Raw genomic sequence first — 21,576 nt, forward strand, 5'->3', positions numbered from 1 at the left:
AGGGAGGGTAACGGGTATGAATGTTGTGATTGCAGGTGGTACAGGATTTATTGGTAAGAAGCTAACTGACTTATTAATTAAACAAGGTCATTCCATTTTCATTTTAACAAGAGATGCCTCTAATAAACCAGTCAAATCCTCTGTCCAATATATAGAGTGGCTTCATAAAGATGCAAAGCCTGAAGAAAATTTAGATCAGGTCGACGCTGTGATTAACCTTGCAGGGGAATCAATTGGCTCAGGAAGGTGGACACATCAAAGAAAGAAAAAGATTCTCCAAAGTAGACTTGATTCTACACGAGCCATCATTAACCTCATTGAACAATTGTCAAACAAACCAAAGGTACTTGTAAACGCCTCAGCCATTGGTTTTTATGGCAACTCATTAAACAAAACCTTTACAGAGAGATCTGAACCTAGTGAAAATAACTTTCTTTCTGAGGTTGTAACAAAATGGGAAAATGAAGCTGAAAAAGCCTCTAAATACGGAGTCCGTGTAGTCTTTTGCAGGCTAGGTGTAGTGTTAGATCCAAATGAAGGTGCCCTAAACCGTATGCTCCTTCCTTATCAATTCTTTATAGGCGGCCCACTCGGCACTGGCAAGCAGTGGTTAAGCTGGATTCATATTGACGATGCCATTCGTATGTTTTCATTTGCAGTCTGTCAATCAGATATAGTTGGAGCATTTAACGTAACAGCTCCTTCTCCTAGTCAAATGAATGAATTTGGTAAGACATTAGCTGGCGTTCTAAAACGACCGTACTATTTCCCTACCCCTTCATTTGCATTACGGCTACTATTAGGTGAAATGAGTACTCTTGTTTTGGACGGGCAAAAAGTAATACCTCAAAAAGCTATTTCACAAAACTATTCATACTTATTTCCTACTCTGCCTTCTGCTTTAGAAGACCTTTTAAAAAAATAACAAAATGGTAGATTTTTTCACGAAAAATTTATAAAAAATAGGTATCTTTTTTCGAAAAAAACATTTAATATATAGAAGGATTCAAGAGTAAATGAGCGAATTATAGTCTTAACAGTTTGTTTCATCAACATAAACACACTAGAATCCCCTATATCGCTTAATAAACGATTAAATAAGCATTGGGAAGGCAATTGGTGCGCCACCAGCTATGCTGGTTCTAGTGGGTTCGATTCCCACCCCGAATTTGATACGCAACATTATTAAATTCGAGGGTGGAACGATTCTGCCCTCATCAAAAAGGAGGGCTTTTTGTGATTTTAAAAAAACGAGACGTCGCAGATTGTCATGCTTTGTTCGAATTGTTAGTGGACCCGGCCGTGTTTCCATATGTTCGTCAGAAGGCACATTCATATGATGAATTTGTGTTCTTAACAAAACAGACAATTGAAGCAGAAGAACGCGGCGAACTCATCTCCCGCACAATTGTTGATGAGTGGGGCGCACCAATTGGCACCATTAACTTATTTGATATTTCCAATCAAAGCGGATTCTTAGGGACATGGATTGGGAAACCATACTTTGGAAAAGGGTATAATAAAGTAGCTAAAGATGCATTCTTTGAAGAGCTCTTCTTCTCTTGTGATATCCAAACAGTTTTTATGCGGATTCGAAAAGAAAATGTAAGGTCATATATGGCCGCAAATAAGTTACCTTACTGTACACTCGCTAATGAATTTAGACGAGATGTTTACGAGCAAATTAACGAAAAGGAAGACGTCTATAACCTTTTTCAAATTGAAAAAGACCAATATCATCTTCATTTAATGAGAACAATGCAAGATGAACTAGAAATAAAAGAAGCATAATTGCGATTAACTTTCATTATTTTGTCCATACTGGTATTAACCTTTTAGAAAGTGGTGGTCAGTATGGAAAGTAGAAAACGTCGAGCTCAAGAAGAGCGAAGCACATTGCGTAAAGCCCAAGAGGTTCGTTATGGATCAGAATTTAGAGCTGCTGATCGCGCTGCAAATAGAAGTAAATCGTAATTAAATAATGATCATTTAAAGAGGAAAACACCTAAAAACAGGCGTTTTCCTCTTTAATTTTGTTTCTTCCAACTTTTTTACACCTCTTTAAACCCTTATAAAACAAGGGTTTCCCTCATCAGATTTAGTCTGTCTTTTTCAATTAGTTAGAAAACTTAACCATTTAGTAGCAATTTCAGCAATGACTGTTCCCACATACCTTAATCCCATTTAATCGTGTCTCACGCTCATTAATCCCACTTAAGCTAAGTTGCGTCGTTTCAAGACTGCCCTTATGATTAATGAGTAAACAAAATTTGGATACAAGGGGGATACCAATATTAAAAGTCAAATGGCTCCTGCTCCTATAAAAACAGGATCGGTTCAATTTCTGAAGCCTTCTGTTGAAGACGGAGCAGCGATGTGGGAATTAGTTAATGAGTCAACACTCGATCAAAACTCTGCTTATAAATACATTATGATGTGTGAATTCTTTGCAGAAACGTGTGTTGTCGCGAAAGAAAACGATCAGGTCGTTGGATTCGTCACTGCTTTTATTCCTCCAGAACGACAAGATGTTGTGTTTGTTTGGCAGATTGGTGTTCATTCTTCTCAAAGAGGAAAAGGCTTGGCTTCAAAATTACTACATGAATTAGTACAACGAGAAGGTTGTAGTGAAGTAAATTATGTTGAAGCAACCGTTACACCGTCAAATGAAGCATCACAGGCGTTATTCCGCCGCTTAGCTCGTAGTTTTGAAACCATATGTGAAGTAAGTGATTGTTTTGCAGAAGATTTATTCCCTGAAGATGGGCATGAAGAAGAACTTACTTTCCGTGTTGGTCCGATAAAAACTAAGTAACAACTTATAAGCTAGGTTAGATGAAATAACAAAAATACATTACCCAGTATAGGTATTATTAGGAGGAAAAAAGACGATGAGTCAAACAGATATGACGATTTTTGAAAAGCTTGAATCTGAGGTACGTAGTTACTGCCGTAGTTTCCCAACTGTCTTTACGAAAGCAAAAGGCTATAAAATGTGGGACGAAAAAGGAACAGAATACATCGATTTCTTTTCAGGTGCAGGTGCATTGAATTACGGTCATAATGATCCAACGATGAAGGCAAAGTTAGTCGATTATATCTTAAGTGATGGCATCACACATTCGCTTGATATGGCGACAGCTCCAAAAGCTGAATTTCTAACAACTTTTAATGACGTAATATTAAAACCTAGAAATCTCGATTATAAAGTAATGTTCCCTGGACCTACAGGAACAAATACTGTTGAAAGTGCATTAAAATTAGCACGTAAGGTCACAGGACGTACAGATATTATTAGCTTTACAAATGGCTTCCATGGTATGACAATTGGTGCCCTTTCAGTTACAGGTAATGCGTTCAAACGTAAAGGTGCTGGAATCCCATTACAAAATGTCGTGACAATGCCTTATGATAGCTTTGTTAATGACAACCTCGACACTCTGGAGTATCTCGAGCGTTTCCTAGAGGATGGAGGTAGCGGAGTTGAAATCCCTGCTGCAATGATCCTCGAGACAGTCCAAGGTGAAGGCGGTATTAATGCTGCAAGCTTCGAGTGGTTACAACGTGTAGAACAAATTTGTAAGCGTTGGGGCATACTGCTTATCGTTGACGATGTTCAAGCAGGTGTTGGTCGTACTGGAACATTCTTTAGTTTTGAAAAAGCAGGTATCAAACCAGATATCGTTTGTATGTCTAAATCAATTGGTGGATACGGCTTGCCATTAGCTATTACCTTAATCCGTCCAGACTTAGACATTTGGGCTCCTGGTGAGCATAATGGTACATTCCGTGGAAACAACCACGCATTTGTTACAGCTACTGCCGCTCTTTCCTATTGGAAGGATGAGAACTTCGAAAAGGATATTCAAGAGAAATCAGAACGTATTTTCAAATTCCTAGAGAGAATTGTTGCTGACTATCCTGAGTTAAAAGGAGAAGCTAAAGGTCGTGGTTACATGGTTGGAATCTCCTCAGAAGTTGAGGGGTTATCTGGTCAAATTGCTGCAGAAGCGTTTGATCGTGGCTTAATTATGGAAACATCTGGACCAAAGGATGAAGTATTTAAGCTCTTCCCGCCACTAATTATCGACGATGAAGGCTTAGAAAAAGGATTCAAAATCATTGAAGACAGTGTGAAGGCTGTCCTAGGATCGAAAGAACTAGTAACATCGTAAAAAATAAAGAGAGTTTTCCCAAACTCCTCTCTTATCTTTAAGGATGTTTTCTTAAACATTGTTGCTTTCTCGAAGTGAAATGGAGCGGAAGTCACTCGACTCCTGCGGGATGTAGAGGTAAGGGCGAGACCCCACAGGCGCAGCCGAGGAGGCTCGGCACCTCCCCGCGGAAAGCGAGTGACTGAAGCGCAATGGAACGAACATGTAAAGAACACGCAACCCATAAAAACAACGAAGTATGCGAAACAGCCTACTTTATATAATACTTGGAGGTATACATCATGAAAGTCGTAAAACTAAAAGACATTATAGGAACTGATCAAGAAGTTGACGGAGGAAATTGGATTAGTCGCCGTCTTGTATTAAAAGATTCAGGCATGGGTTACTCAGTCCACGATACAATTATTAAAGCTGGTACAGAAACTCATATCTGGTACCAAAATCACCTTGAATCTGTATACTGCATCGAGGGTGAAGGTGAAGTAGAAACACTTGCAGATGGCAAAGTGTGGCCAATCAAAAAAGATGAAATTTATGTATTAGATAAACATGATGAGCACCTTCTTCGTGCAAGTGAAAAGGGAGATATGCGTATGGTTTGCGTATTTAACCCACCTATTACAGGAAGAGAAGTGCATGATGAAAATGGTGTTTATCCTGTAGATGAGGATTAATCATAGAAAGAAACCAGCTGATTCGTCAGCTGGTTTTCTTTCTATTCAGACCATGAAACCCCCTCTTTTTTCAAATATGTCAAAATGGTGTCATACTTTTTAGTGGACTATAAAAAAAACTCTTCATGAAGGAGGAAATAGAACTAGTAAGAAAGAAGTAGTGAGATAAATAATGTAGAAAAAGAGGGAAAATTGTGAGTGAGATAATTTTTGACCTTCAAATTTTTTTGTTAAACCTCTCTTTTGTATTTCTTCTATTCTTTATTTACCACAAATATATTGAAGGGAAAATTAACAAATTCTCTAATGAAATATTAATTGGAATAATCTCAGCAGTATCAATTATTTTGTGTATGACATTTCCTCTTTCCATTAGTCCTGGTTTTTATTTTGACTTTAGACAAATTCCTTTTATTATTGGGATATTGTATGGCGGCCGTAAAGTCGGTGTTTCTTTATTAATCATCTTACTCTCTTATCGTTTCATATTAGATCACGGTCCAGGTTTTTATTCATCCCTTATTATTTACGTGGTAATGTTAATAGGATTGATCTTTGTTACTCCCCGCTTCCAAGCAGCAACGAAATTTAAAAATAAGCTAATTTTAGCCACCTTAGCAATGGCGACGAGTGTCGTTTTAATCTTAACTGTTATTCATTTCTTTAATATAAATCTAACGGGGAATGGTTGGATCTCATTAATTCTTTTTTATAGTACACAAGTCATAGCCATCGCTTTATTTATTTTATTTATTGAACGAGCCAAAACCGAAAACCATATGTTAAGTGAATTAAAAGAACTAGAGAAGCTTAAAGTTGTTAGTGAAATGGCGGCAAGTATTTCACACGAAGTTAGAAATCCCCTAACTGTAACTAAGGGATTTCTCCAACTTTTACAAGATAAAACAATTTCAGATGATAAAAAAGAATTTTATATTCGTCTATCTCTAAATGAGTTAGAACGAGCAGAAGTTATTATCTCTGATTACTTAACATTTGCAAAACCATCTCTTGAAAACGTTGAGCTTCTTGAGCTAAATGAAGAGATAGACTATGTGATGAAAATCGTAACCCCTTATGCAACGATGCGAAATATAACCATTCATTTATTCAAAGCAGAGGCTATATTCGTTGCGGGAGAACGGCAAAAATTTCATCAATGTCTCATTAATATTATTAAAAATGGAATTGAAGCTATGCCTGGCAGTGGACAAGTGACAATTAACTTGCATCAATCAAATGAACAAGCTGTCATTGATATACAAGATACGGGTATAGGAATGAGTAACGATCAAGTACGAAGATTAGGGACACCGTACTATTCAACAAAAACAACAGGAACAGGTCTTGGGACGATGGTCGTGTATAGTATTATTAAAGCCATGCGTGGAGAAATAAAGGTAGAAAGTCAGCAAGGAATTGGTACACGCTTCACCATAAAACTGCCTATAGTAGATTGTAAAATGTAAAAAGCACTTGGGAATCGAAAAAATACTGAGGATGATAATTCTTTTCAGGATTTCGTTCCCTTGTGCTTCATCTTTGAAATTTATTTTACCTCATGTACTAACGGTTGTCCTTTGAGTCCATTAAGCAAGTTTTCACAAGCTAATCTAGCCATTTCGATCCTTGTTTCAATTGAAGCACTCCCAATATGAGGTAAAGCAGTAACATTTCTTAGTTTTAATAAAGGATGTTCAGAATCGATTGGTTCTTGATCAAATACATCTAATCCAGCTGCAAAAATCTCCCCAGACTGGAGAGCATGATACAACGCTTCCTCATCAACGTTGGTCCCTCTTGATGTATTAATAAACACAGCTGTCTGTTTCATTTTGACAAACTCTGCTTTGCCAATCATTTTGTATGTATCTTTTGTCGAAGGAGCTAATAGAACAATATAATCTGCTTTTGTTAACAATTCTTCTAACTCACAGTATGTAGCATTTAGCTCTTCCTCAGCTTCTTTATTGTGACTTCTATTGTGATATAGAATATCCATTTGGAATCCTTTTGCTCTTCTAGCAACACTTAAACCGATTCTACCCATACCAATAATACCGATACTTTTCCTATAAATTCCTTGTCCTGTTAAGAAAAAAGGCCCCCAACTGTTCCATTCATTCTGCCTAATGACATCCATGCCTTCCACAATTCTTCGCCCAGCAGCCATTAAAAGCGCAAACGTTAAATCAGCGGTTGCTTCAGTTAGAACTCCTGGTGTATGACCAACCATGATCCCCCTATTTCTAGCTTCATTAATATCAATATTGTCATATCCGACTGCCATTGTACTAATTACTTTTAGTTTTGGTGCCCTTTCTAAAAGTTCATAGTCGATTTGATCAGCCACATTTGTGAATAAGCCATCAGCATCCTTAATTTCCTCTAGGAGCTGTTTCCTTGGTATCGGTTCATTTTCTTTTCCCCACATTACTACATCAAAATTATCAACAAGTTCCTTTGTTACGTCATTGGGTAAATGACGGGTTATGACTACTTTCATCTAATTCTCCTTTAATGAATGAATAATTGTTGAAAAGATAAATCGTCCTTGTTTACTCCTAACGCCTCAAGAAATTCATATAACTCATGAAAAGAGTTCACTGGATATTGTGTTTGACAAATATTTGAAGTTAGGTTCATATTTTCTAGAAACGTCCTGTTGGCAGCCATTCCTTCTGTTAACTCAAGCAAAATTTCTAGTACTTCGTTGTCTTTTTCAAATGTTACATGTCCATTGCTTTCATTAAAATAAACAATTAACGGAATTTGCGTATGTGGATGGACAAAATGAGCTTTATAAAGATTCATGTTTCTCCTCCTTCTCTTATTACTAAACAATTATTACTTAACATTCGACAAATTCCTACGATAACCTCCTTAATTTGATAAACTAGAAAAGAAGATATAACTGGAAGCTCCAAATGCTTAGGCTGCCATTTCCAAACTCTTGCTTGAGGTCCTAACACAACTACTCTGTATAGCTTGGACAAACAACACAGGTTTAGAAAATCCTCCTCTACATCTTCTATTAGTTTGACTTATACGATCTCCATAACATTCCCGATTTAATAGTCAGCTCTTTACTAACACTATGCTAGATAGTAAATGTTAGTACATCTATAAAATAATAGCTTTAAAAAAGGTGACACCCCTTACACGTACTCAGGATTGTCACCTTCTCTATTAATTTAGGAAACCATAGTCCGTGAATAACCCGAGATAACGTAAGGTCTAATGTTAGTTTCACACATTCCATTTGTTCTTCCTCATTTTTACTCCCTGTCCCTCTAAAAGAAAGTCATGATTTTCCTCTACCGTAAATAACCTGTAATAACAACTAAAAAAGGAGGTAGACACATGTCTCATGGTCCAACTCATCCCCCTAAAAGCCCTGGTTTGGCTGCTGTACTAAGCGCTCTTTGGTGTGGGCTTGGTCAAATCTATAACGGTCAAATTGGTAAAGGCATTGCGTTTATGATTATTCAATTTATTAACGCACTTTTAATGTTCATTATTATCGGTTTTATCACCTATCCCATAATGTGGATTTGGGGAATGGTTGATGCTTACCGGCAAGCCGAACAAATGAATTTGAGATCTACGACAGTAGATGATTAACCCGTTTTAAGTAGGTGATTCAAAAGTCTGATTCGCTACTGGCCGTGATTAAGAAACCCTCTCTTATCACGGCTTTTCAAAAGATTTAGCAAGCTCATTGCTTAAGGTATTTCAACATAATATAGAATGTTTGGTTTCTTATCACAGCTTCTTCATTAAAAAGCTGATGACTCCCCTCATAAATTCGGACAATTTGACTATTTGGATACATGGACTTTACTTGTTTTTCTCCAAAGGCCACATCGACTGTCCGATCTAAACTCCCTTGGATCATTAAAAATGATATGTCGTCTTTTATCTCGAACGACTCTCCTTTTAACCAATCACCTAAGGCATGAAGCCAGCTTACTGGCAGCACCTTTTCTTGTAGGGGATCCATTTTTGTAAAAGCAAGATATTCCTCGTCACTGGAATTTTTAGAATACACTCTTTTTAATTTCTTGAGAAACGGTTTCGTTAAGAATAACCCTAACGTTGAAGTTCTCCAGAGATATGGGCGAAACAGTGGAGCAACTAAAACCATTTTTGAAAAATCAGCTTTCTTATTTTTGACTAAATGAAGCGCTATTGCCCCTCCTGTACTATGTGCGACCAGTAGTGGCGCTTCTCCATTTAAAAAAAAGAAATCATATAACGCTTTTGCCGTATTAAAATAGTCGTGGAAACTATTGATCGACATACGTTCCCCACTAGAAAGCCCGTGCCCTGGTAAATCATAAACAATAACTTCATATTGATTCTCAACTAGCTTACGTATAGCCTTATTTAATGATGCGGCATGGTCTAGATACCCATGAATCAATAAGACCGTCTTAACTGAATAATTAGGCTTGAATTGTTGAACAAATAGATCGTAACCTGCAAATGTTATGTATCCGTAAAGATGGTTGCAATCTTTCATTTGCAGATCATAGTAACTTTTATATTGTTCTATTTGATTAGACTCCACTCCAAATGGCAGGCGTTCCGATCGCATCATTTCAAGCGTTCGTCTAATCATTTTTCTCTCACTAACTCAGTTACACTTTCTACTTGCGCTGTCCATGGAAACATATCAATTGGTTGTATCGATTTGACTTTATATCCCTTTTTACATAAACGGTCAACATCCTTTGCTAATGTTGACGGATTACAGGATACATAAACCATCCTTTTCGGCTTTACTTCAATAATCGTTTGAAGCAGCTTATCATCACATCCAGTTCTTGGGGGGTCAACGACGACCACATCAGGCTTCCATCCCTCCTTCTGCCAACGAGGAAGCAACGTTTCAGCCTTTCCTACTTCATAGCTTACATGCTGAAATCGATGATTTTTTGCATTAACCCTAGCATCTTCAATGGCAGCCTCGATTACATCCATTCCTCTCACCTCAGCAGCATCACTTGCCAGCCATAATCCAATTGTCCCCACACCACAATAAGCGTCAACGACTCTCTCCTTTCCTGTTAAAGAAGCTGCGCGTTTGACTTCATTATAAAGTTTAACCGTCTGAATGGGGTTCAGTTGGAAAAAGGCACGTGCCGACAACGTAAAGGACAAATCTCCCAATTTCTCTTCAATAACTTCCTCTCCAGCTAAATGAACGGTTTTTCCACCAAAAATAATGGACGTTTTCTGACCGTTTATATTTTGAATAATAGAAGTTACTTCTGGTAGACGCTTTTGAATTTCTAACACAATGGCCTCTTTCCGAGGCAATTCTTCTTCCTTTGTAACTAGAACAACCTGAACTTGACCAGTTTCAAAGCCGACCCTAGTAACAATTGTCCGAATCACACCTTTATGCTTCCGCTCATTGTAAATAGATACATTTAAGTCTGCTAAAATTTGTTTTACAACGTCAGTCACTTTATTTGTCGCTTTATGTTGAACCTTACATTGAGTAAGATCGATTAATTTATGGGAATTCATTGCGTATAACCCTGCAATTACTTCTTCACCACGTTTTGCCACTTGCAGCTGACTCTTATTACGGTAATCCCATGGATCGTCCATCCCAATCGTTTCGTGAATTACTATTTTATTCATATTCAGCTTCGTATGTCGGTCAAAAGCCTGTCTGACAATATCTCGTTTTTCACGGAGTGTAGCACTATAATTCATATGTTGTAATTGACATCCGCCACATTGTTCGTATACTGGACAAGGTGGTTGAATCCGTTCTTTTGAACGCTTACGAATTTTGACCACTTTCGCTTCAGCAAATCTCGGATTTACTTTTGTCACTTCTGCAACAACTTCTTCATTAGGAAGGGCTCCGGGAACAAACACAACTTGCTTTTTAAAATACCCTACCCCTTCCCCATTGATGCCAAGCCGTTTAATCGTTAGTGGAAATTGTTGGCCTTTTTTCATGTCAATTGACTTATGTATCGTTTTTTGGTTCATTTCACTCACTCCGTTCTATCATAGCGTCCCCTATTATAGCATGTTCGAACATTTCTTCCTAAACTTACTAGACCGAAAATAGGTGTACATCTGCTAAAATAGACACAGAGATTTGAAAAGAGGAGAGATCATTTTGTCTATACCTACAGATGTAGCATCATTACAAATTATGGCCCACGTCTATAAACGTGAAAGTTTACAGTCTATTTTTAATAAGACCGTAGAAAGCCTTGTAGAACAAGTTCTTTACATTGACTGGGTCGGAATTTATATGTACGAAAACTTGGATCACAAATTGGTTGCAGCCTCTTCTTTTGAAGATGATATTAAATGGGAATGTAACGGAGAATTAAAATTCCCTATTACAAATTCAATGGAAGAAGAAATTGGAATGATGGTTGTTCGAAGTCGTCAACCAATTGCATTTGATGTAACCGATGTAAGTACACTTGAAACAATTGCATCAGCAATTGGTCAGCAAAGTTTTGCTAATTAATTATTTAGATCAGTCCCTCATAGCATTATGAGAGACTGATCTTTTTTTTTGTTTTTAGAATCCTCACCGTTACTTTCCACTTCAGCGCCCTATTAAAACGCTTAGCTTATAGAAATGGCCAATCCTCTGTCTGCTTCTGAAACATCAAATCGTCTAGACTTTTAAATTCATAACCTTGTTTTTTTGCGTCGTCTATAACACGAGGTAATGCTTCTGCATTATCACTCGAAACAGAATGAATTAACATAATTGCTCCTGGATGAATTCTTTTCATAATTTGATTATATGCATAATCCCCACCCTTTTGCTTATCTACTTCCCAATCTTTATATGCCATGGACCAAAAGACATTTGTATAGCCTAGCTTTTCTGAAAGGACTAATGAACGTTCACTAAATTGGCCTCTTGGCGGGCGTAAAAAATGCATTTCCTTTTCACCTGTAAGCTCAGTAAAGCGCTCTTTTACTTTGTTTAACTCATTCATTAATCGACCATCCCCAACCTCAGGTAAGCTTGGGTGGTGCCATGAGTGGTTACCGACAATATGTCCTTCATCAACCATTCTTTTAATAAGGTCAGGAGCATCATTTAAATAATGCCCTGTTACAAAAAAGGCAGCGGGTACTTCTTTTTCTTTTAAAACGTCAAGCACTTTCTCGGTATATCCATTTTCATAGCCATTATCAAAGGTCAAATAGAGCTCTTTTTTTGACGTATCGCCAATAAAAAAGCCATTCGTTTTTTCTAATAGCTCAAGATATAATGGCTCAGTTGTAACCGGCTTATTGTCTTTCTGAGGCTTATAGTTCCAATTATGAACTGTATTGCTATAAGCAGCTGCGAATGTAGTGCCGCAGCCAAAGATTACTGCAAAAATGAGCATAGTTAAAACTGTAGTTTTCTTAAGCATTAAGTATCAGACTCCCTCATTTTTTTGTTAGTTTATCACCGAAGGAGGCCTTTATGTATGATTACAGGTATAAACAAAAGAAGCGACCTTCTCCTCTTACTTATATACGGCGTACAGCACGGAAGCGACTCCAATATGTTTACTAATTGATCGTTGTGCACAAATAGGAGAAGCCTCATTTAGGCTTCTCCTTTTCCTTTATTATTTAAAGACAGGCTCTTTAAACTGTGCTAACTTTTCAAGCGAGGATTTGTCTACATCCGCATGTAAACTATTTCCATGAGAATCCATTGTAACAATCGCCGCAAAGCCCTCTACCTCCAGATGCCACATTGCTTCTGGAATACCAAATTCCAAGAGGTCTACTCCTTTTACTTTCTTAATACAGTCTGCATAGTATTGAGCAGCTCCACCAATTGCATTAAGATATACACCACCATGCTCTCCAAGGGCTTTAAGAGTTTTTGGCCCCATGCCGCCTTTCCCGATCACAGCACGGATTCCAAATTTCTTCATGATATCTCCTTGATACGGCTCTTCACGAATACTTGTCGTAGGACCAGCAGCTTTTACATGCCACTCTCCTTGATCATCTTTCATCATAACAGGTCCACAGTGATAAATGACTTGGCCATTTAAATCAATCGGTGCATCATGATCCATTAAGTGATGGTGAATCGCATCACGTCCTGTATGCATCATGCCGTTAATAATAACAACATCTCCCACTTTAAGTTCACGTATTTGCTCTTCAGTTATTGGCGCTTCAAGAACAACTTCTCTTACTTCACCTGCACTCTCTTCAGCAGCCGCCACTTCTTGTTCTACCTTATTCAGATCAACCTTTTCTCCATCTTTATAGAGCCACTCTTTAATATCTCCCGTCTCTTGATCTAAAATGACACCTAAACGACGATAAGCCCAACAGTTGTAAGCAACAGAAACGAAGAAACTTGCTGGCAACCGATTCATTGCACCGATTTTACAGCCAAGTAACGTGGCTTCTCCACCAAATCCCATTGTTCCAATCCCAAGTTTATTAGCATTTTCTGAGACATAGTCTTCAAGCTTTTGAAGTTCTTCATTCTCATTTACATCATCAACCGTACGGAATAGTTGTTCTTTTGCTAATGAATAACTTGTAGTACGATCCCCCCCAATACCAACACCGATAAAGCCTGCGCTACAGCCTTGTCCTTGCGCTTGGTAAACAGAGTGCATAATACATTTACGAATTCCATCTAAATCACGACCAGCACGTCCTAAACCTTCCAGTTCAGCTGGCAAACTGTATTGAATATTTTTATTCTCACAGCCTCCACCTTTTAAAATTAAACGTACATCAATAACATCCTTTTCCCACTGTTCAAAATGAATAACAGGAGTTCCTTCTCCAAGGTTATTACCTGAGTTTTTCCCCGTAAGTGAATCAACAGAGTTCGGTCGAAGTTTTGTGTCTTTTGTTGCTCTTTCTACTGCAGCATAAATAGCTTTTTTCATTTCAATTTGGTTCACACCAACTGGAACCTTTACTTCAAAGGTCGGCATTCCTGTATCTTGACAAATTGGAGATACATTTTCATCTGCCATTCCGATATTTTCTGTAATTGTCGATAGTGATAATGCAGCGCGCGTTCCAGCATTCTCTTTTGCTTTTGCCTTTGCAATAGCTCGGCGCACATCATTTGGTAGATTTGTAGATGTTTCAACGATAAGCTGGTACATACTTTCTTCAAATTTCTTCATATCATCCATCTCCCTTTTGGTACAAGCATAAATAATCCCAATACTATTATAATGCTAGTCCAAAAATTCCGAAAGTCCTAAGTGGAAGCGTGTTCAAATATAGATGGAAATTTGTTCTCCTTTTTTTGTCAGTCAACAAAAAAAACGTTCTAGAGCGAACGTTCTTCTAAAGTAACTCCTTTTTCATCTGTCGATCAACTAAAGATTCTAAGTGTGTTGTTTTATTCGTATAATGGATAAGTGGTTTGCTGTTTCTTTTCGACCACTCAATATGGGTAATACCTGTATTATCAATTTGAAATGGTCGGTGAAAAGTATGCCACTTCTCACCTATCAAAAGATACATGAGGAAAATACTAATGAATCCACCATGTGACACGATTCCAACATGGTCCTCTTGATGGGCAAGTAACATTTGTTCTACAATGTGCTGACAACGTCCAGTTAACTCTTGAACGGTTTCAGTTCCTTGAACTCCAGAAGTAAGGATGGATTTCTCTTTAGTTTGTGGAAAACTTGCGTAAATCTCCGATCGGGTTAAACCTTGAAATGGCCCAAGGTACACTTCTCTTACTTTTTCCCACTTGTGAATCGTCCTATTTTTAATTGCACCAATCGCTTTAGCTGTATGATAGGCCCGTGTTAAATCACTACTATAAAGATAATCGAGTTGAATATCTTTGAAATAATTTGCTACGAGACTAACTTGTTGCTGACCAAGATCTGATAGTGGATAATCCTCGCACCCTTGAATCTTTCCACTTACATTGCCTTCTGATTCACCATGTCTGATCAGATATAAATTCATAAGTTAAAACCCCTTATTCTGACCAATCATGACGGAATTGCTGGCACTTTGTTTCAATATCGTCAAGCATAGCAAGCAAACGGTCAATATCTTCTACACCAGCCTCTTCAGGGTCTATCGTATCTAGAACCGTCATCACCATATCAAGTCTATTTTGTAAATAAGTCATTTGTTCTTTTTTATCATGTATAGGTCCACCCAATTACGTTCGCTCCTTTTTCATGAAACAGTCTTTTTTTAATGTGTAAAGTGTAACAGATTCTTTCCATCTATACAATGAAGCACCAAACTTCGAAAGTTGCCCTTTTGAAACACTTGCTTTTACGTTATGATAAATGAAGTAATTCGATAAAGGAGTACGATCTTTGTGATTGATATCTATCCAAAAATAACCCCTTCTCATGATCCATGGGAAGCTTATGAAGATATAAAGGAATTTGGTAAGCTTGCACTTACAAATATTGAATTTACGACAACGACTTTATGTAATATGCGCTGTGAGCACTGTGCCGTTGGATATACTCTTACTTCTAAAGACCCTGATCCACTACCGATTGATTTATTAATAAAACGGTTAGAGGAAATCTCTACTTTACGAGCATTTAGTATTACAGGCGGGGAACCTATGCTCTCTAAGCAGTCCGTTGAACAGTATGTCGTTCCTCTGTTGAAATATGCTCATGATAGAGGGGTTCGAACGCAAATCAATTCAAATTTAACACTTGATTTAAACCGCTACGAACAAATCATTCCTTACTTAGATGTTCTCCATATTTCACACAATTATGGCAGCGTCGAAGATTTTGCAGAAATTGGGTTTGCTGTTATGGACCGAAAACCTAGTTTTGATCAACGAGCAAAGTTGTTTAACCGAATGATTGAAAATGCAAAAGCGCTAACAAGTCAAGGCGTTATTGTCTCTGCTGAAACGATGCTGAATAAGCGAACCCTTCCACATCTCGAGAAGATCCATGAGCAAATTGTCGAAATGGGCTGCCAGCGTCATGAAGTACATCCTATGTACCCAAGTGACTTTGCAAGTCATCTAGAAGTTGCTTCCCTAGAAGAAATTCGTTCAGGTATTCACCGTCTGCTAGATGTACGTAATCAAGATGTTTGGATGCTATTTGGTACACTTCCGTTTTATCCTTGTAGTGAGGAAACAGAAGATTTGCTCTTACAAAAACGTCTCTATTCAACTAAAAATGTCACTGTTCGTAATGATCCGGACGGCCGTTCAAGGCTAAATGTGAATATTTTTGATGGCAATATCATTGTTACTGACTTTGGTGATACTCCTCCACTAGGGAATATTAAAACGACTACATTACAGGAGGCTTATTCAACTTGGATGGATTCTGATCTTGCAAAATCACTCAACTGCCATTGTCCATCAGTTAAATGTCTCGGCCCGAATGTTTTGGTTAAAGATGCCTATTACCAAGACATTGACTTTACGAAAAGAAAATCGAACCTTTAAATTAAGAAAGAGAGGCAGTCTCCTAAGGGTCTGTCCCCGAGGCCATTGAAAAAGGTCAAAACCGTACCTTTTTCAGTGGCCTCTCTGTCCCCATCAAAGAGGTACAATATATGTACACTCATTGTATAGACTGTGAGTCTGGGGTGCTAACCTAGTTGAGACAACCTCTCTTTTTCCTTTTTCCTTGTATTATTTAGGTTGGTTTGCCGCCACAAACGTAAAGGAAAGATGGTCCTGAACAGGAATCCAAGCTCCAATTCCTTGCTGAGTAACATTTTTCACTTCTAATTTTCGCTTCCCACCCTTAAATGTTAAATAAACTTCACCATATGTTACTTTCCCTTTTTCGTTAGCTGCAGGAACATAACTATGCAAATAACCTACTTGTTTTGGTGCAACATTATACGTGTTATTCTTTCTCGTTCCTTGACCGATTACCGTTTCAAAAGATAAAGGTAAACTCGTGTGTTCTGTTGCTTTAATCATCATCATCTTTTTTACTGCCTCGCTATTGGGAATCTTCGCCGTTAATCCACCATTAACTTTCTTTTGTTGTTCTTGCAAATAAGTTATTTTTTGTGGGGAGCGACCTCCGCGATTATCAGCATAATTCGTATTTACTTTTTGATATTCCCAGTTGACTTCCGTACCGTCAGATTCATAAGCAAGCGGCCATTCTCCTAGATAAATTGAGGCACGGAAACCTAAAGCTAATTTCGAATCATTAATCGTTGATTCATTTAATATCCGAATTAAATCAGGATTTTCAATCGTTACTCCTGCAGAATCCAATAATTCTTTAGCAAGTTCACTTGGCTGTAAATAAGGTAAGTCTTGTGTTGGATTCGTATACGTGTTTTCTTTTGAAATTTTAAGTACAGAGTCAGGAATTTTAAACCCTTTTTCTTCTTCTTTCTTCCCTTCACCTTCTGCAAAAACATTTGTTGATGCAGCCAATAAAAAGATCGCAAGAAACGCTATGATTACTCGTTTCATTTTTATACCTCCTCATTTCAACTAGGGACATTGTTTTTTTATAGTGTGATCTTTGAGACAAATATTATCCATCGCTACCGTAAGCTTTATTTTTTTGGTAACGTTACTGTGTGACAAAGAATTTCACTTTATCAGATAAAAATTTCATAACTAAACAGCTGTAACAGGAAGTGCACCTGCCTAAAAAGCGATTCATGCTACAAATGCAAAAGCAAAAGAGCTTGGCTCATAAGACTATAAAAAAAGGCCTAACCTTAATAATTACACAAGGTTAGGTCCTTCCTATTATTGAACAACTTCCCAATTAAGTCTCTTTTCAAAGTGGGGGTAAAACCATTGGATCAATGGACCAATTGAAAATGTGACGATAATTGTTCCTAATCCAATTGGCCCTCCTACAATGACGGCAGCTACTAAAGCTATAACTTCTGCTATCGTTTTTGCAGCCATGATTTTCACACCTAATACATCCCTTAAAGCAAACATAAAGCCGTCAATGGGGATCAAAGCAAACTTAGCCTGCATATAAATTGACGCTCCGCAAGCCATAATTACAACCCCAACTAATAAAATAACCACTTGTAAGAAGAATTCATTAATTAATGAATTAGGGAAGACAATTAGAAGCCAAAAGTCGATGAAATAACCTATTATTAAAATCGTAATAAGTGAAACTAAAATAGGTTTTGACCTCGTTAACACTGAATTAACAACAATAAGTATGATGCCTACAAAAATTACCCAGTTTCCAACTGAAAATGGAGTCTTATGTGCAAGCCCGACATTTAATGCATCCCACGCACCTGCGCCAAGACCTGCTAATATTGTTAATGTGACACCAAACGAAACAATCATTAACCCGAATAAATAACTGAAAGATCTAATAAATAATGACTTCATTTCCTTACTCCTCTATTCTACTTTCATCTATGAATCTTCTTTTTTATGTTTATTTTCCGTACTTTCTCCAATATTCTCACTTATCTTTCGCCAATTTCCGAGGAAATAGTAACCAACAGCGATTACACTGCTAATGATAAAACTAACTCCCATCCCTAAGGCAATCCCGCTTTCACCTAACCAAGCTGAAAAGACCGCTGTCAAAGGATAGCGTAAAATCCAAAAAGAGATGATATTTAAGATTAACACAGGAAACATCGCACCAGCTGCTCTTGCTATGCCATTTAATACAAAGTTAACACCTAAAAAAGGATAAAAAAACGCGACGGTTTTTACATACATCGTACCAAACTGCACGGTTTCTTCATCTTGAACAAACATACGGATAAAATATTCTGCTCCAAAAAAAATAATTGTACTAATAATTACTGAAACAAGAACAATTAGAAACAAAGCCTGTTTTGCTATTTCATTTACTCGGTCCCATAGTTTCGCACCTATGTTTTGGCCAGCCATACTATTTACAGCTGAACCTAGCGTTAATGCCGGGAGCATAATTAAGCTATCTAACCTCTGTGCAGCTCCAAATCCAGCTACTACTTCCTCACCAAAACTAGTGACTACCGTCATAATAGCCAAAATCCCCCCTGATATGGCCATCATTGATAACCCTGCTGGCAGGCCCATCTTAAATAAAACTAGAAAATATCTTTTTTCGGGCAGAGTAGGAATTTGAAATGGAACATTGGCTCTATTAATCGAGTACCATAACCCATAAACAAATGCAGTACCTTGCGAAATAATCGTTGCATAAGCTGCCCCCTCAATTCCCCACTGAAATACATGGATGAAAAGTGGATCTAGTATCGCATTAAGGATCACTGCAATAATGATAAAGCGTATCGGTGTACGGCTGTCACCTAATGCTCTTAGAACTGTACCGATAAAATTGTAACCAAATAAGAATAAGATCCCGATAAAGTTAATTTGTAAGTAAGACTGCGCCAATGGTGTAATTTCATCAGGCGTTCCCATGACTTGAAGAATTGTCCCTGAAAATAGAAACCCTAATATGCCAAGGAAAATAGCTAACGTCCCCAATACGAATACGAACGCATTTAAAGAATCCTTTAGCCCTTCCTCATCATTGGCTCCCCTTCTTTGACTAATAACTGTCAATGTTGCACTATTAATACCAATAATAAAAGATAGTGTAGTGAAAACAACTGTTGCGGAGATTGTAATGGCTCCTAATGCACTAGGTCCTAATAAATTCCCTACCCATAAAGAATCAATAAACTGATAGGATGTCTGAAGTAAATTAGTAAGAAAGATTGGCCAAGAAAAAAGAATCATCTTCTTCATAATCTTTCCATTTGTAAAATCCATCTGCTTTGATTGTGACATGCTAATCCCCTTCTTTATCGAAAAACCAAGAAAGAAAAAACACCACTTACTGTATTAAGCTTACTGAAAGTAGATGATGGCATTTTCCAGTAAGCTTCTTGTAATAGCGGTGTCCTAATAAAAACGTGAGTGATAGTTGCTAGTACATTGTTGAATACCCATCTTTTTAGAAAAGCAATTGTATCTTAATTCAAATAAGTTTTCCCTAAAGATGTTAATTTATATATTAAAACAAATGGTTATTTATTTTTATCAAATTATATACATTCAAATGTCTCAGTAATGCGGATGGAATCTTTTACAGATTGATAAATAGGACAATTCTTTCTAGTAAGTTCAAAGATCTTCTCTAATTTCTCTTTCGTAGTATCAACTTCATAAAGCTTAAAATGTAAATGGATGTCTGTTACCTCATTTGCTCCAGCTTCATTTCTTTTTACATCAGCGTTAATACGAATATCGTTATAAGAGATCCGCTTCTTTTCTAATATCTTTCTAAGCACTCCCCCACTACATACGGCTACAGAGGAAACAAGAAGTTGGTATGGCCTGAAACCAAATTCCGAATTTCCAGATACCTCTAACCGACCATATTCGAGATCTGTCACAAAGCTATTTTCCTTCATTTTAAAGTCCATATTACACAATACCTCCTTTTCTACACGCTTCTTATTGTAACAGGCTCTTATCATACCGTCATGTTCTATTGAAAAATAACATATGGTCTTCTGTATATAAAGGAGCTAAAATGGATGTGGCACTAAAAAAGACGTTTTACCCTTTTTAGATCCCTCAAAAAAGGTGAGGTTTTTGAATGAATCGTTTTCGCTTTTGGATATTAGTTAGCATTGTTGCTATTAGTGGTTTTAGTCAAGGAATGCTCCTCCCGCTTATTTCTGTTATTTTTGAACAGGATGGTGTATCAGCAACCTTAAACGGACTAAATGCTACCGCTCTTTATATTGGAATATTGATTGTTTCTCCATTTATGGAACCGCCGCTTAGAAAATTCGGTTATAAACCAATCATTATGGCTGGAGGATTACTTGTCATCATCTCACTAGCTCTCTTTCCTTTATGGAAGTCATTTTGGTTTTGGTTTATCTTAAGACTCTGTATTGGGATAGGAGACAACGCACTTCACTTTGGTACTCAAACATGGATTACATCGGCATCTCCTAAAGAAAAAAGAGGCCGAAACATTAGTATTTATGGCCTGTTCTTTGGAATTGGTTTTGCCGTTGGACCACTAATGACTCCCTTAATTTTCATTAATGAGGCTTTGCCCTTTATTATTTCTGCATGTCTTTGCTTGGTAGCATGGTTATTTTTATTTGCTTTACACAATGATTTTCCTGAAAGGGCATTAGAACTTACCTCTTTTAAAGATACAACAAGCCGCTTTAAGAAAACATTAACGTATTCATGGGTTGCTTTGTTACCAGCATTAGGTTATGGCTTTTTGGAAGCATCGTTAAATGGAAGTTTCCCTGTCTACGGTTTACGTATTGGACTTGATGTGACATATGTTTCTATTCTATTAGTATCGTTTGCAATAGGAGGAATTGTCTTTCAACTACCTCTTGGTGTATTAAGTGATAAATATGGAAGAAAAAAAATACTAACTTTCATTCTAGCTTCCGGTAGTTTTATTTTTTTCATTGCTAGCTTCCTTGAGCAATCCATATTCGGCCTTACAATATGTCTATTTATAGCAGGTATGTTTGTTGGCTCTACCTTTTCTCTCGGTATCAGCTATATGACTGACTTAACGCCAAAATCTCTATTGCCAACTGGGAATATTTTATGCGGGGTTGCCTTCAGCTTTGGAAGTCTCTTGGGCCCTTATGTTGGGGGGATATTTATTCAATCTTTCAGTGGCATTAGCTTCTTTTTCATCATTAGCGCCATGTTATTTCTAGTCTTTTTGTTCGTTTTATTACACAAGCAGAAACTGATAAACTAACGT

The 21,576-nt window shown here is 37.4% G+C and carries 23 protein-coding genes; 11 read left to right on the forward strand and 12 right to left on the reverse strand.

Annotated elements, in window-relative coordinates; all coding sequences use genetic code 11:
• The first annotated feature begins 16 nt into the window (after window positions 1-16).
• The 7 genes from MF646_RS19605 to MF646_RS19635 all read left to right on the forward strand — a co-directional run bounded on the left by MF646_RS19605 (window position 17) and on the right by MF646_RS19635 (window position 6,318).
• Window positions 17-925, forward strand: a complete 909-nt coding sequence (locus MF646_RS19605) for a TIGR01777 family oxidoreductase (RefSeq protein WP_250098192.1) — start codon at window positions 17-19, stop codon at window positions 923-925.
• A 314-nt stretch (window positions 926-1,239) separates the two neighbouring features.
• Entirely contained in the window at window positions 1,240-1,791 is a 552-nt protein-coding gene (locus tag MF646_RS19610) for a GNAT family N-acetyltransferase (RefSeq protein WP_250098223.1), read from the forward strand.
• Between the two features lie 63 nt (window positions 1,792-1,854).
• Window positions 1,855-1,974 (forward strand): YfhE family protein, encoded by a 120-nt coding sequence (locus tag MF646_RS19615; protein ID WP_084138611.1) that lies wholly within the window; start codon window positions 1,855-1,857, stop codon window positions 1,972-1,974.
• Between the two features lie 331 nt (window positions 1,975-2,305).
• Window positions 2,306-2,815, forward strand: a complete 510-nt coding sequence (gene ectA / locus MF646_RS19620; RefSeq protein WP_250098193.1) for a diaminobutyrate acetyltransferase — start codon at window positions 2,306-2,308, stop codon at window positions 2,813-2,815.
• Window positions 2,816-2,891: 76 nt separating this feature from the next.
• Complete coding sequence (gene ectB / locus MF646_RS19625; protein WP_250098194.1) at window positions 2,892-4,175, forward strand: diaminobutyrate--2-oxoglutarate transaminase; 1,284 nt, start codon at window positions 2,892-2,894, stop codon at window positions 4,173-4,175.
• Window positions 4,176-4,456: 281 nt separating this feature from the next.
• The gene (locus MF646_RS19630; protein ID WP_034745932.1) at window positions 4,457-4,849 is read left to right on the forward strand and encodes an ectoine synthase; all 393 of its coding nucleotides are present in this window, start codon (window positions 4,457-4,459) and stop codon (window positions 4,847-4,849) included.
• A 194-nt stretch (window positions 4,850-5,043) separates the two neighbouring features.
• Entirely contained in the window at window positions 5,044-6,318 is a 1,275-nt protein-coding gene (locus tag MF646_RS19635) for an ATP-binding protein (RefSeq protein WP_250098195.1), read from the forward strand.
• Window positions 6,319-6,398: 80 nt separating this feature from the next.
• Here the strand turns inward: MF646_RS19635 and MF646_RS19640 are convergent, their stop codons facing one another.
• Together MF646_RS19640 and MF646_RS19645 are read right to left on the reverse strand one after the other, a co-directional pair.
• Complete coding sequence (locus MF646_RS19640) at window positions 6,399-7,355, reverse strand: 2-hydroxyacid dehydrogenase (protein ID WP_250098196.1); 957 nt, start codon at window positions 7,353-7,355, stop codon at window positions 6,399-6,401.
• Window positions 7,356-7,366: 11 nt separating this feature from the next.
• The gene (locus MF646_RS19645) at window positions 7,367-7,663 is read right to left on the reverse strand and encodes a hypothetical protein (protein ID WP_250098197.1); all 297 of its coding nucleotides are present in this window, start codon (window positions 7,661-7,663) and stop codon (window positions 7,367-7,369) included.
• Window positions 7,664-8,212: 549 nt separating this feature from the next.
• On the opposite strand from MF646_RS19645, the gene MF646_RS19650 reads away from it, so the two are divergent.
• Entirely contained in the window at window positions 8,213-8,473 is a 261-nt protein-coding gene (locus MF646_RS19650; protein WP_250098198.1) for a hypothetical protein, read from the forward strand.
• Between the two features lie 94 nt (window positions 8,474-8,567).
• On the opposite strand, the gene MF646_RS19655 is transcribed toward MF646_RS19650, so the two are convergent.
• Together MF646_RS19655 and rlmD are read right to left on the reverse strand one after the other, a co-directional pair.
• On the reverse strand, window positions 8,568-9,473 hold the full coding sequence (locus MF646_RS19655) for an alpha/beta hydrolase (RefSeq protein ID WP_250098199.1): 906 nt from the start codon (window positions 9,471-9,473) through the stop codon (window positions 8,568-8,570).
• Window positions 9,470-10,864, reverse strand: coding sequence for a 23S rRNA (uracil(1939)-C(5))-methyltransferase RlmD (rlmD, locus tag MF646_RS19660; protein WP_250098200.1), 1,395 nt, complete (start codon window positions 10,862-10,864; stop codon window positions 9,470-9,472). The genes MF646_RS19655 and rlmD overlap by 4 nt, the downstream gene beginning before the upstream one ends.
• A 133-nt stretch (window positions 10,865-10,997) precedes the next feature.
• Here rlmD and MF646_RS19665 point away from each other — a divergent pair, with 133 nt between their 5' ends.
• A complete protein-coding gene (locus tag MF646_RS19665; protein WP_250098201.1) occupies window positions 10,998-11,360 on the forward strand; it encodes a GAF domain-containing protein in 363 nt (120 codons plus the stop codon).
• 106 nt (window positions 11,361-11,466) lie between these two features.
• Here the strand turns inward: MF646_RS19665 and pdaA are convergent, their stop codons facing one another.
• The 4 genes from pdaA to MF646_RS19685 form a co-directional block, all read right to left on the reverse strand.
• Entirely contained in the window at window positions 11,467-12,270 is an 804-nt protein-coding gene (pdaA, locus tag MF646_RS19670) for a delta-lactam-biosynthetic de-N-acetylase (protein ID WP_250098202.1), read from the reverse strand.
• A gap of 201 nt (window positions 12,271-12,471) precedes the next feature.
• Complete coding sequence (locus MF646_RS19675) at window positions 12,472-14,016, reverse strand: fumarate hydratase (protein ID WP_250098203.1); 1,545 nt, start codon at window positions 14,014-14,016, stop codon at window positions 12,472-12,474.
• A gap of 166 nt (window positions 14,017-14,182) precedes the next feature.
• A complete protein-coding gene (locus tag MF646_RS19680) occupies window positions 14,183-14,824 on the reverse strand; it encodes a histidine phosphatase family protein (RefSeq protein WP_250098204.1) in 642 nt (213 codons plus the stop codon).
• 13 nt (window positions 14,825-14,837) lie between these two features.
• On the reverse strand, window positions 14,838-15,026 hold the full coding sequence (locus MF646_RS19685; RefSeq protein WP_250098205.1) for an SE1561 family protein: 189 nt from the start codon (window positions 15,024-15,026) through the stop codon (window positions 14,838-14,840).
• Window positions 15,027-15,191: 165 nt separating this feature from the next.
• On the opposite strand from MF646_RS19685, the gene yfkAB reads away from it, so the two are divergent.
• The gene (gene yfkAB / locus MF646_RS19690; protein ID WP_420842552.1) at window positions 15,192-16,304 is read left to right on the forward strand and encodes a radical SAM/CxCxxxxC motif protein YfkAB; all 1,113 of its coding nucleotides are present in this window, start codon (window positions 15,192-15,194) and stop codon (window positions 16,302-16,304) included.
• A 189-nt stretch (window positions 16,305-16,493) separates the two neighbouring features.
• On the opposite strand, the gene MF646_RS19695 is transcribed toward yfkAB, so the two are convergent.
• From MF646_RS19695 to MF646_RS19710, 4 genes are all read right to left on the reverse strand, one after another.
• Window positions 16,494-17,300, reverse strand: coding sequence for a YfkD famly protein (locus tag MF646_RS19695; protein ID WP_250098206.1), 807 nt, complete (start codon window positions 17,298-17,300; stop codon window positions 16,494-16,496).
• A gap of 285 nt (window positions 17,301-17,585) precedes the next feature.
• Window positions 17,586-18,200, reverse strand: coding sequence for a YczE/YyaS/YitT family protein (locus MF646_RS19700; protein ID WP_250098207.1), 615 nt, complete (start codon window positions 18,198-18,200; stop codon window positions 17,586-17,588).
• Between the two features lie 27 nt (window positions 18,201-18,227).
• Window positions 18,228-19,607, reverse strand: coding sequence for an MATE family efflux transporter (locus tag MF646_RS19705; RefSeq protein WP_250098208.1), 1,380 nt, complete (start codon window positions 19,605-19,607; stop codon window positions 18,228-18,230).
• Window positions 19,608-19,864: 257 nt separating this feature from the next.
• Entirely contained in the window at window positions 19,865-20,245 is a 381-nt protein-coding gene (locus MF646_RS19710) for an OsmC family protein (RefSeq protein WP_250098209.1), read from the reverse strand.
• A gap of 176 nt (window positions 20,246-20,421) precedes the next feature.
• On the opposite strand from MF646_RS19710, the gene MF646_RS19715 reads away from it, so the two are divergent.
• Window positions 20,422-21,573 carry an MFS transporter gene (locus MF646_RS19715; protein WP_250098210.1) on the forward strand — a complete coding sequence of 384 codons (1,152 nt, stop codon included), beginning with the start codon at window positions 20,422-20,424 and terminating at the stop codon, window positions 21,571-21,573.
• The last annotated feature ends 3 nt before the right edge of the window (window positions 21,574-21,576 follow it).

This window comes from Halalkalibacter alkaliphilus (assembly GCF_023555415.1).
Taxonomy (GTDB): Bacteria; Bacillota; Bacilli; order Bacillales; family Bacillaceae_D; genus Halalkalibacter; species Halalkalibacter alkaliphilus.

Bases quoted from the DNA above. Each gene is read 5' to 3' on its own strand.
- MF646_RS19645 (WP_250098197.1), bottom strand. From the start codon at position 7,663: ATGAATCTTTATAAAGCTCATTTTGTCCATCCACATACGCAAATTCCG.
- ectA (WP_250098193.1), top strand. From the start codon at position 2,306: ATGGCTCCTGCTCCTATAAAAACAGGATCGGTTCAATTTCTGAAGCCT.
- MF646_RS19655 (WP_250098199.1), bottom strand. From the start codon at position 9,473: ATGATTAGACGAACGCTTGAAATGATGCGATCGGAACGCCTGCCATTT.
- MF646_RS19640 (WP_250098196.1), bottom strand. From the start codon at position 7,355: ATGAAAGTAGTCATAACCCGTCATTTACCCAATGACGTAACAAAGGAA.
- rlmD (WP_250098200.1), bottom strand. From the start codon at position 10,864: ATGAACCAAAAAACGATACATAAGTCAATTGACATGAAAAAAGGCCAA.
- MF646_RS19615 (WP_084138611.1), top strand. From the start codon at position 1,855: ATGGAAAGTAGAAAACGTCGAGCTCAAGAAGAGCGAAGCACATTGCGT.
- pdaA (WP_250098202.1), bottom strand. From the start codon at position 12,270: ATGCTTAAGAAAACTACAGTTTTAACTATGCTCATTTTTGCAGTAATC.
- MF646_RS19630 (WP_034745932.1), top strand. From the start codon at position 4,457: ATGAAAGTCGTAAAACTAAAAGACATTATAGGAACTGATCAAGAAGTT.
- MF646_RS19605 (WP_250098192.1), top strand. From the start codon at position 17: ATGAATGTTGTGATTGCAGGTGGTACAGGATTTATTGGTAAGAAGCTA.
- MF646_RS19710 (WP_250098209.1), bottom strand. From the start codon at position 20,245: ATGGACTTTAAAATGAAGGAAAATAGCTTTGTGACAGATCTCGAATAT.
- ectB (WP_250098194.1), top strand. From the start codon at position 2,892: ATGAGTCAAACAGATATGACGATTTTTGAAAAGCTTGAATCTGAGGTA.
- MF646_RS19700 (WP_250098207.1), bottom strand. From the start codon at position 18,200: ATGAAGTCATTATTTATTAGATCTTTCAGTTATTTATTCGGGTTAATG.
- MF646_RS19680 (WP_250098204.1), bottom strand. From the start codon at position 14,824: ATGAATTTATATCTGATCAGACATGGTGAATCAGAAGGCAATGTAAGT.
- MF646_RS19705 (WP_250098208.1), bottom strand. From the start codon at position 19,607: ATGTCACAATCAAAGCAGATGGATTTTACAAATGGAAAGATTATGAAG.
- MF646_RS19675 (WP_250098203.1), bottom strand. From the start codon at position 14,016: ATGAAGAAATTTGAAGAAAGTATGTACCAGCTTATCGTTGAAACATCT.
- MF646_RS19715 (WP_250098210.1), top strand. From the start codon at position 20,422: ATGAATCGTTTTCGCTTTTGGATATTAGTTAGCATTGTTGCTATTAGT.
- MF646_RS19650 (WP_250098198.1), top strand. From the start codon at position 8,213: ATGTCTCATGGTCCAACTCATCCCCCTAAAAGCCCTGGTTTGGCTGCT.
- MF646_RS19695 (WP_250098206.1), bottom strand. From the start codon at position 17,300: ATGAAACGAGTAATCATAGCGTTTCTTGCGATCTTTTTATTGGCTGCA.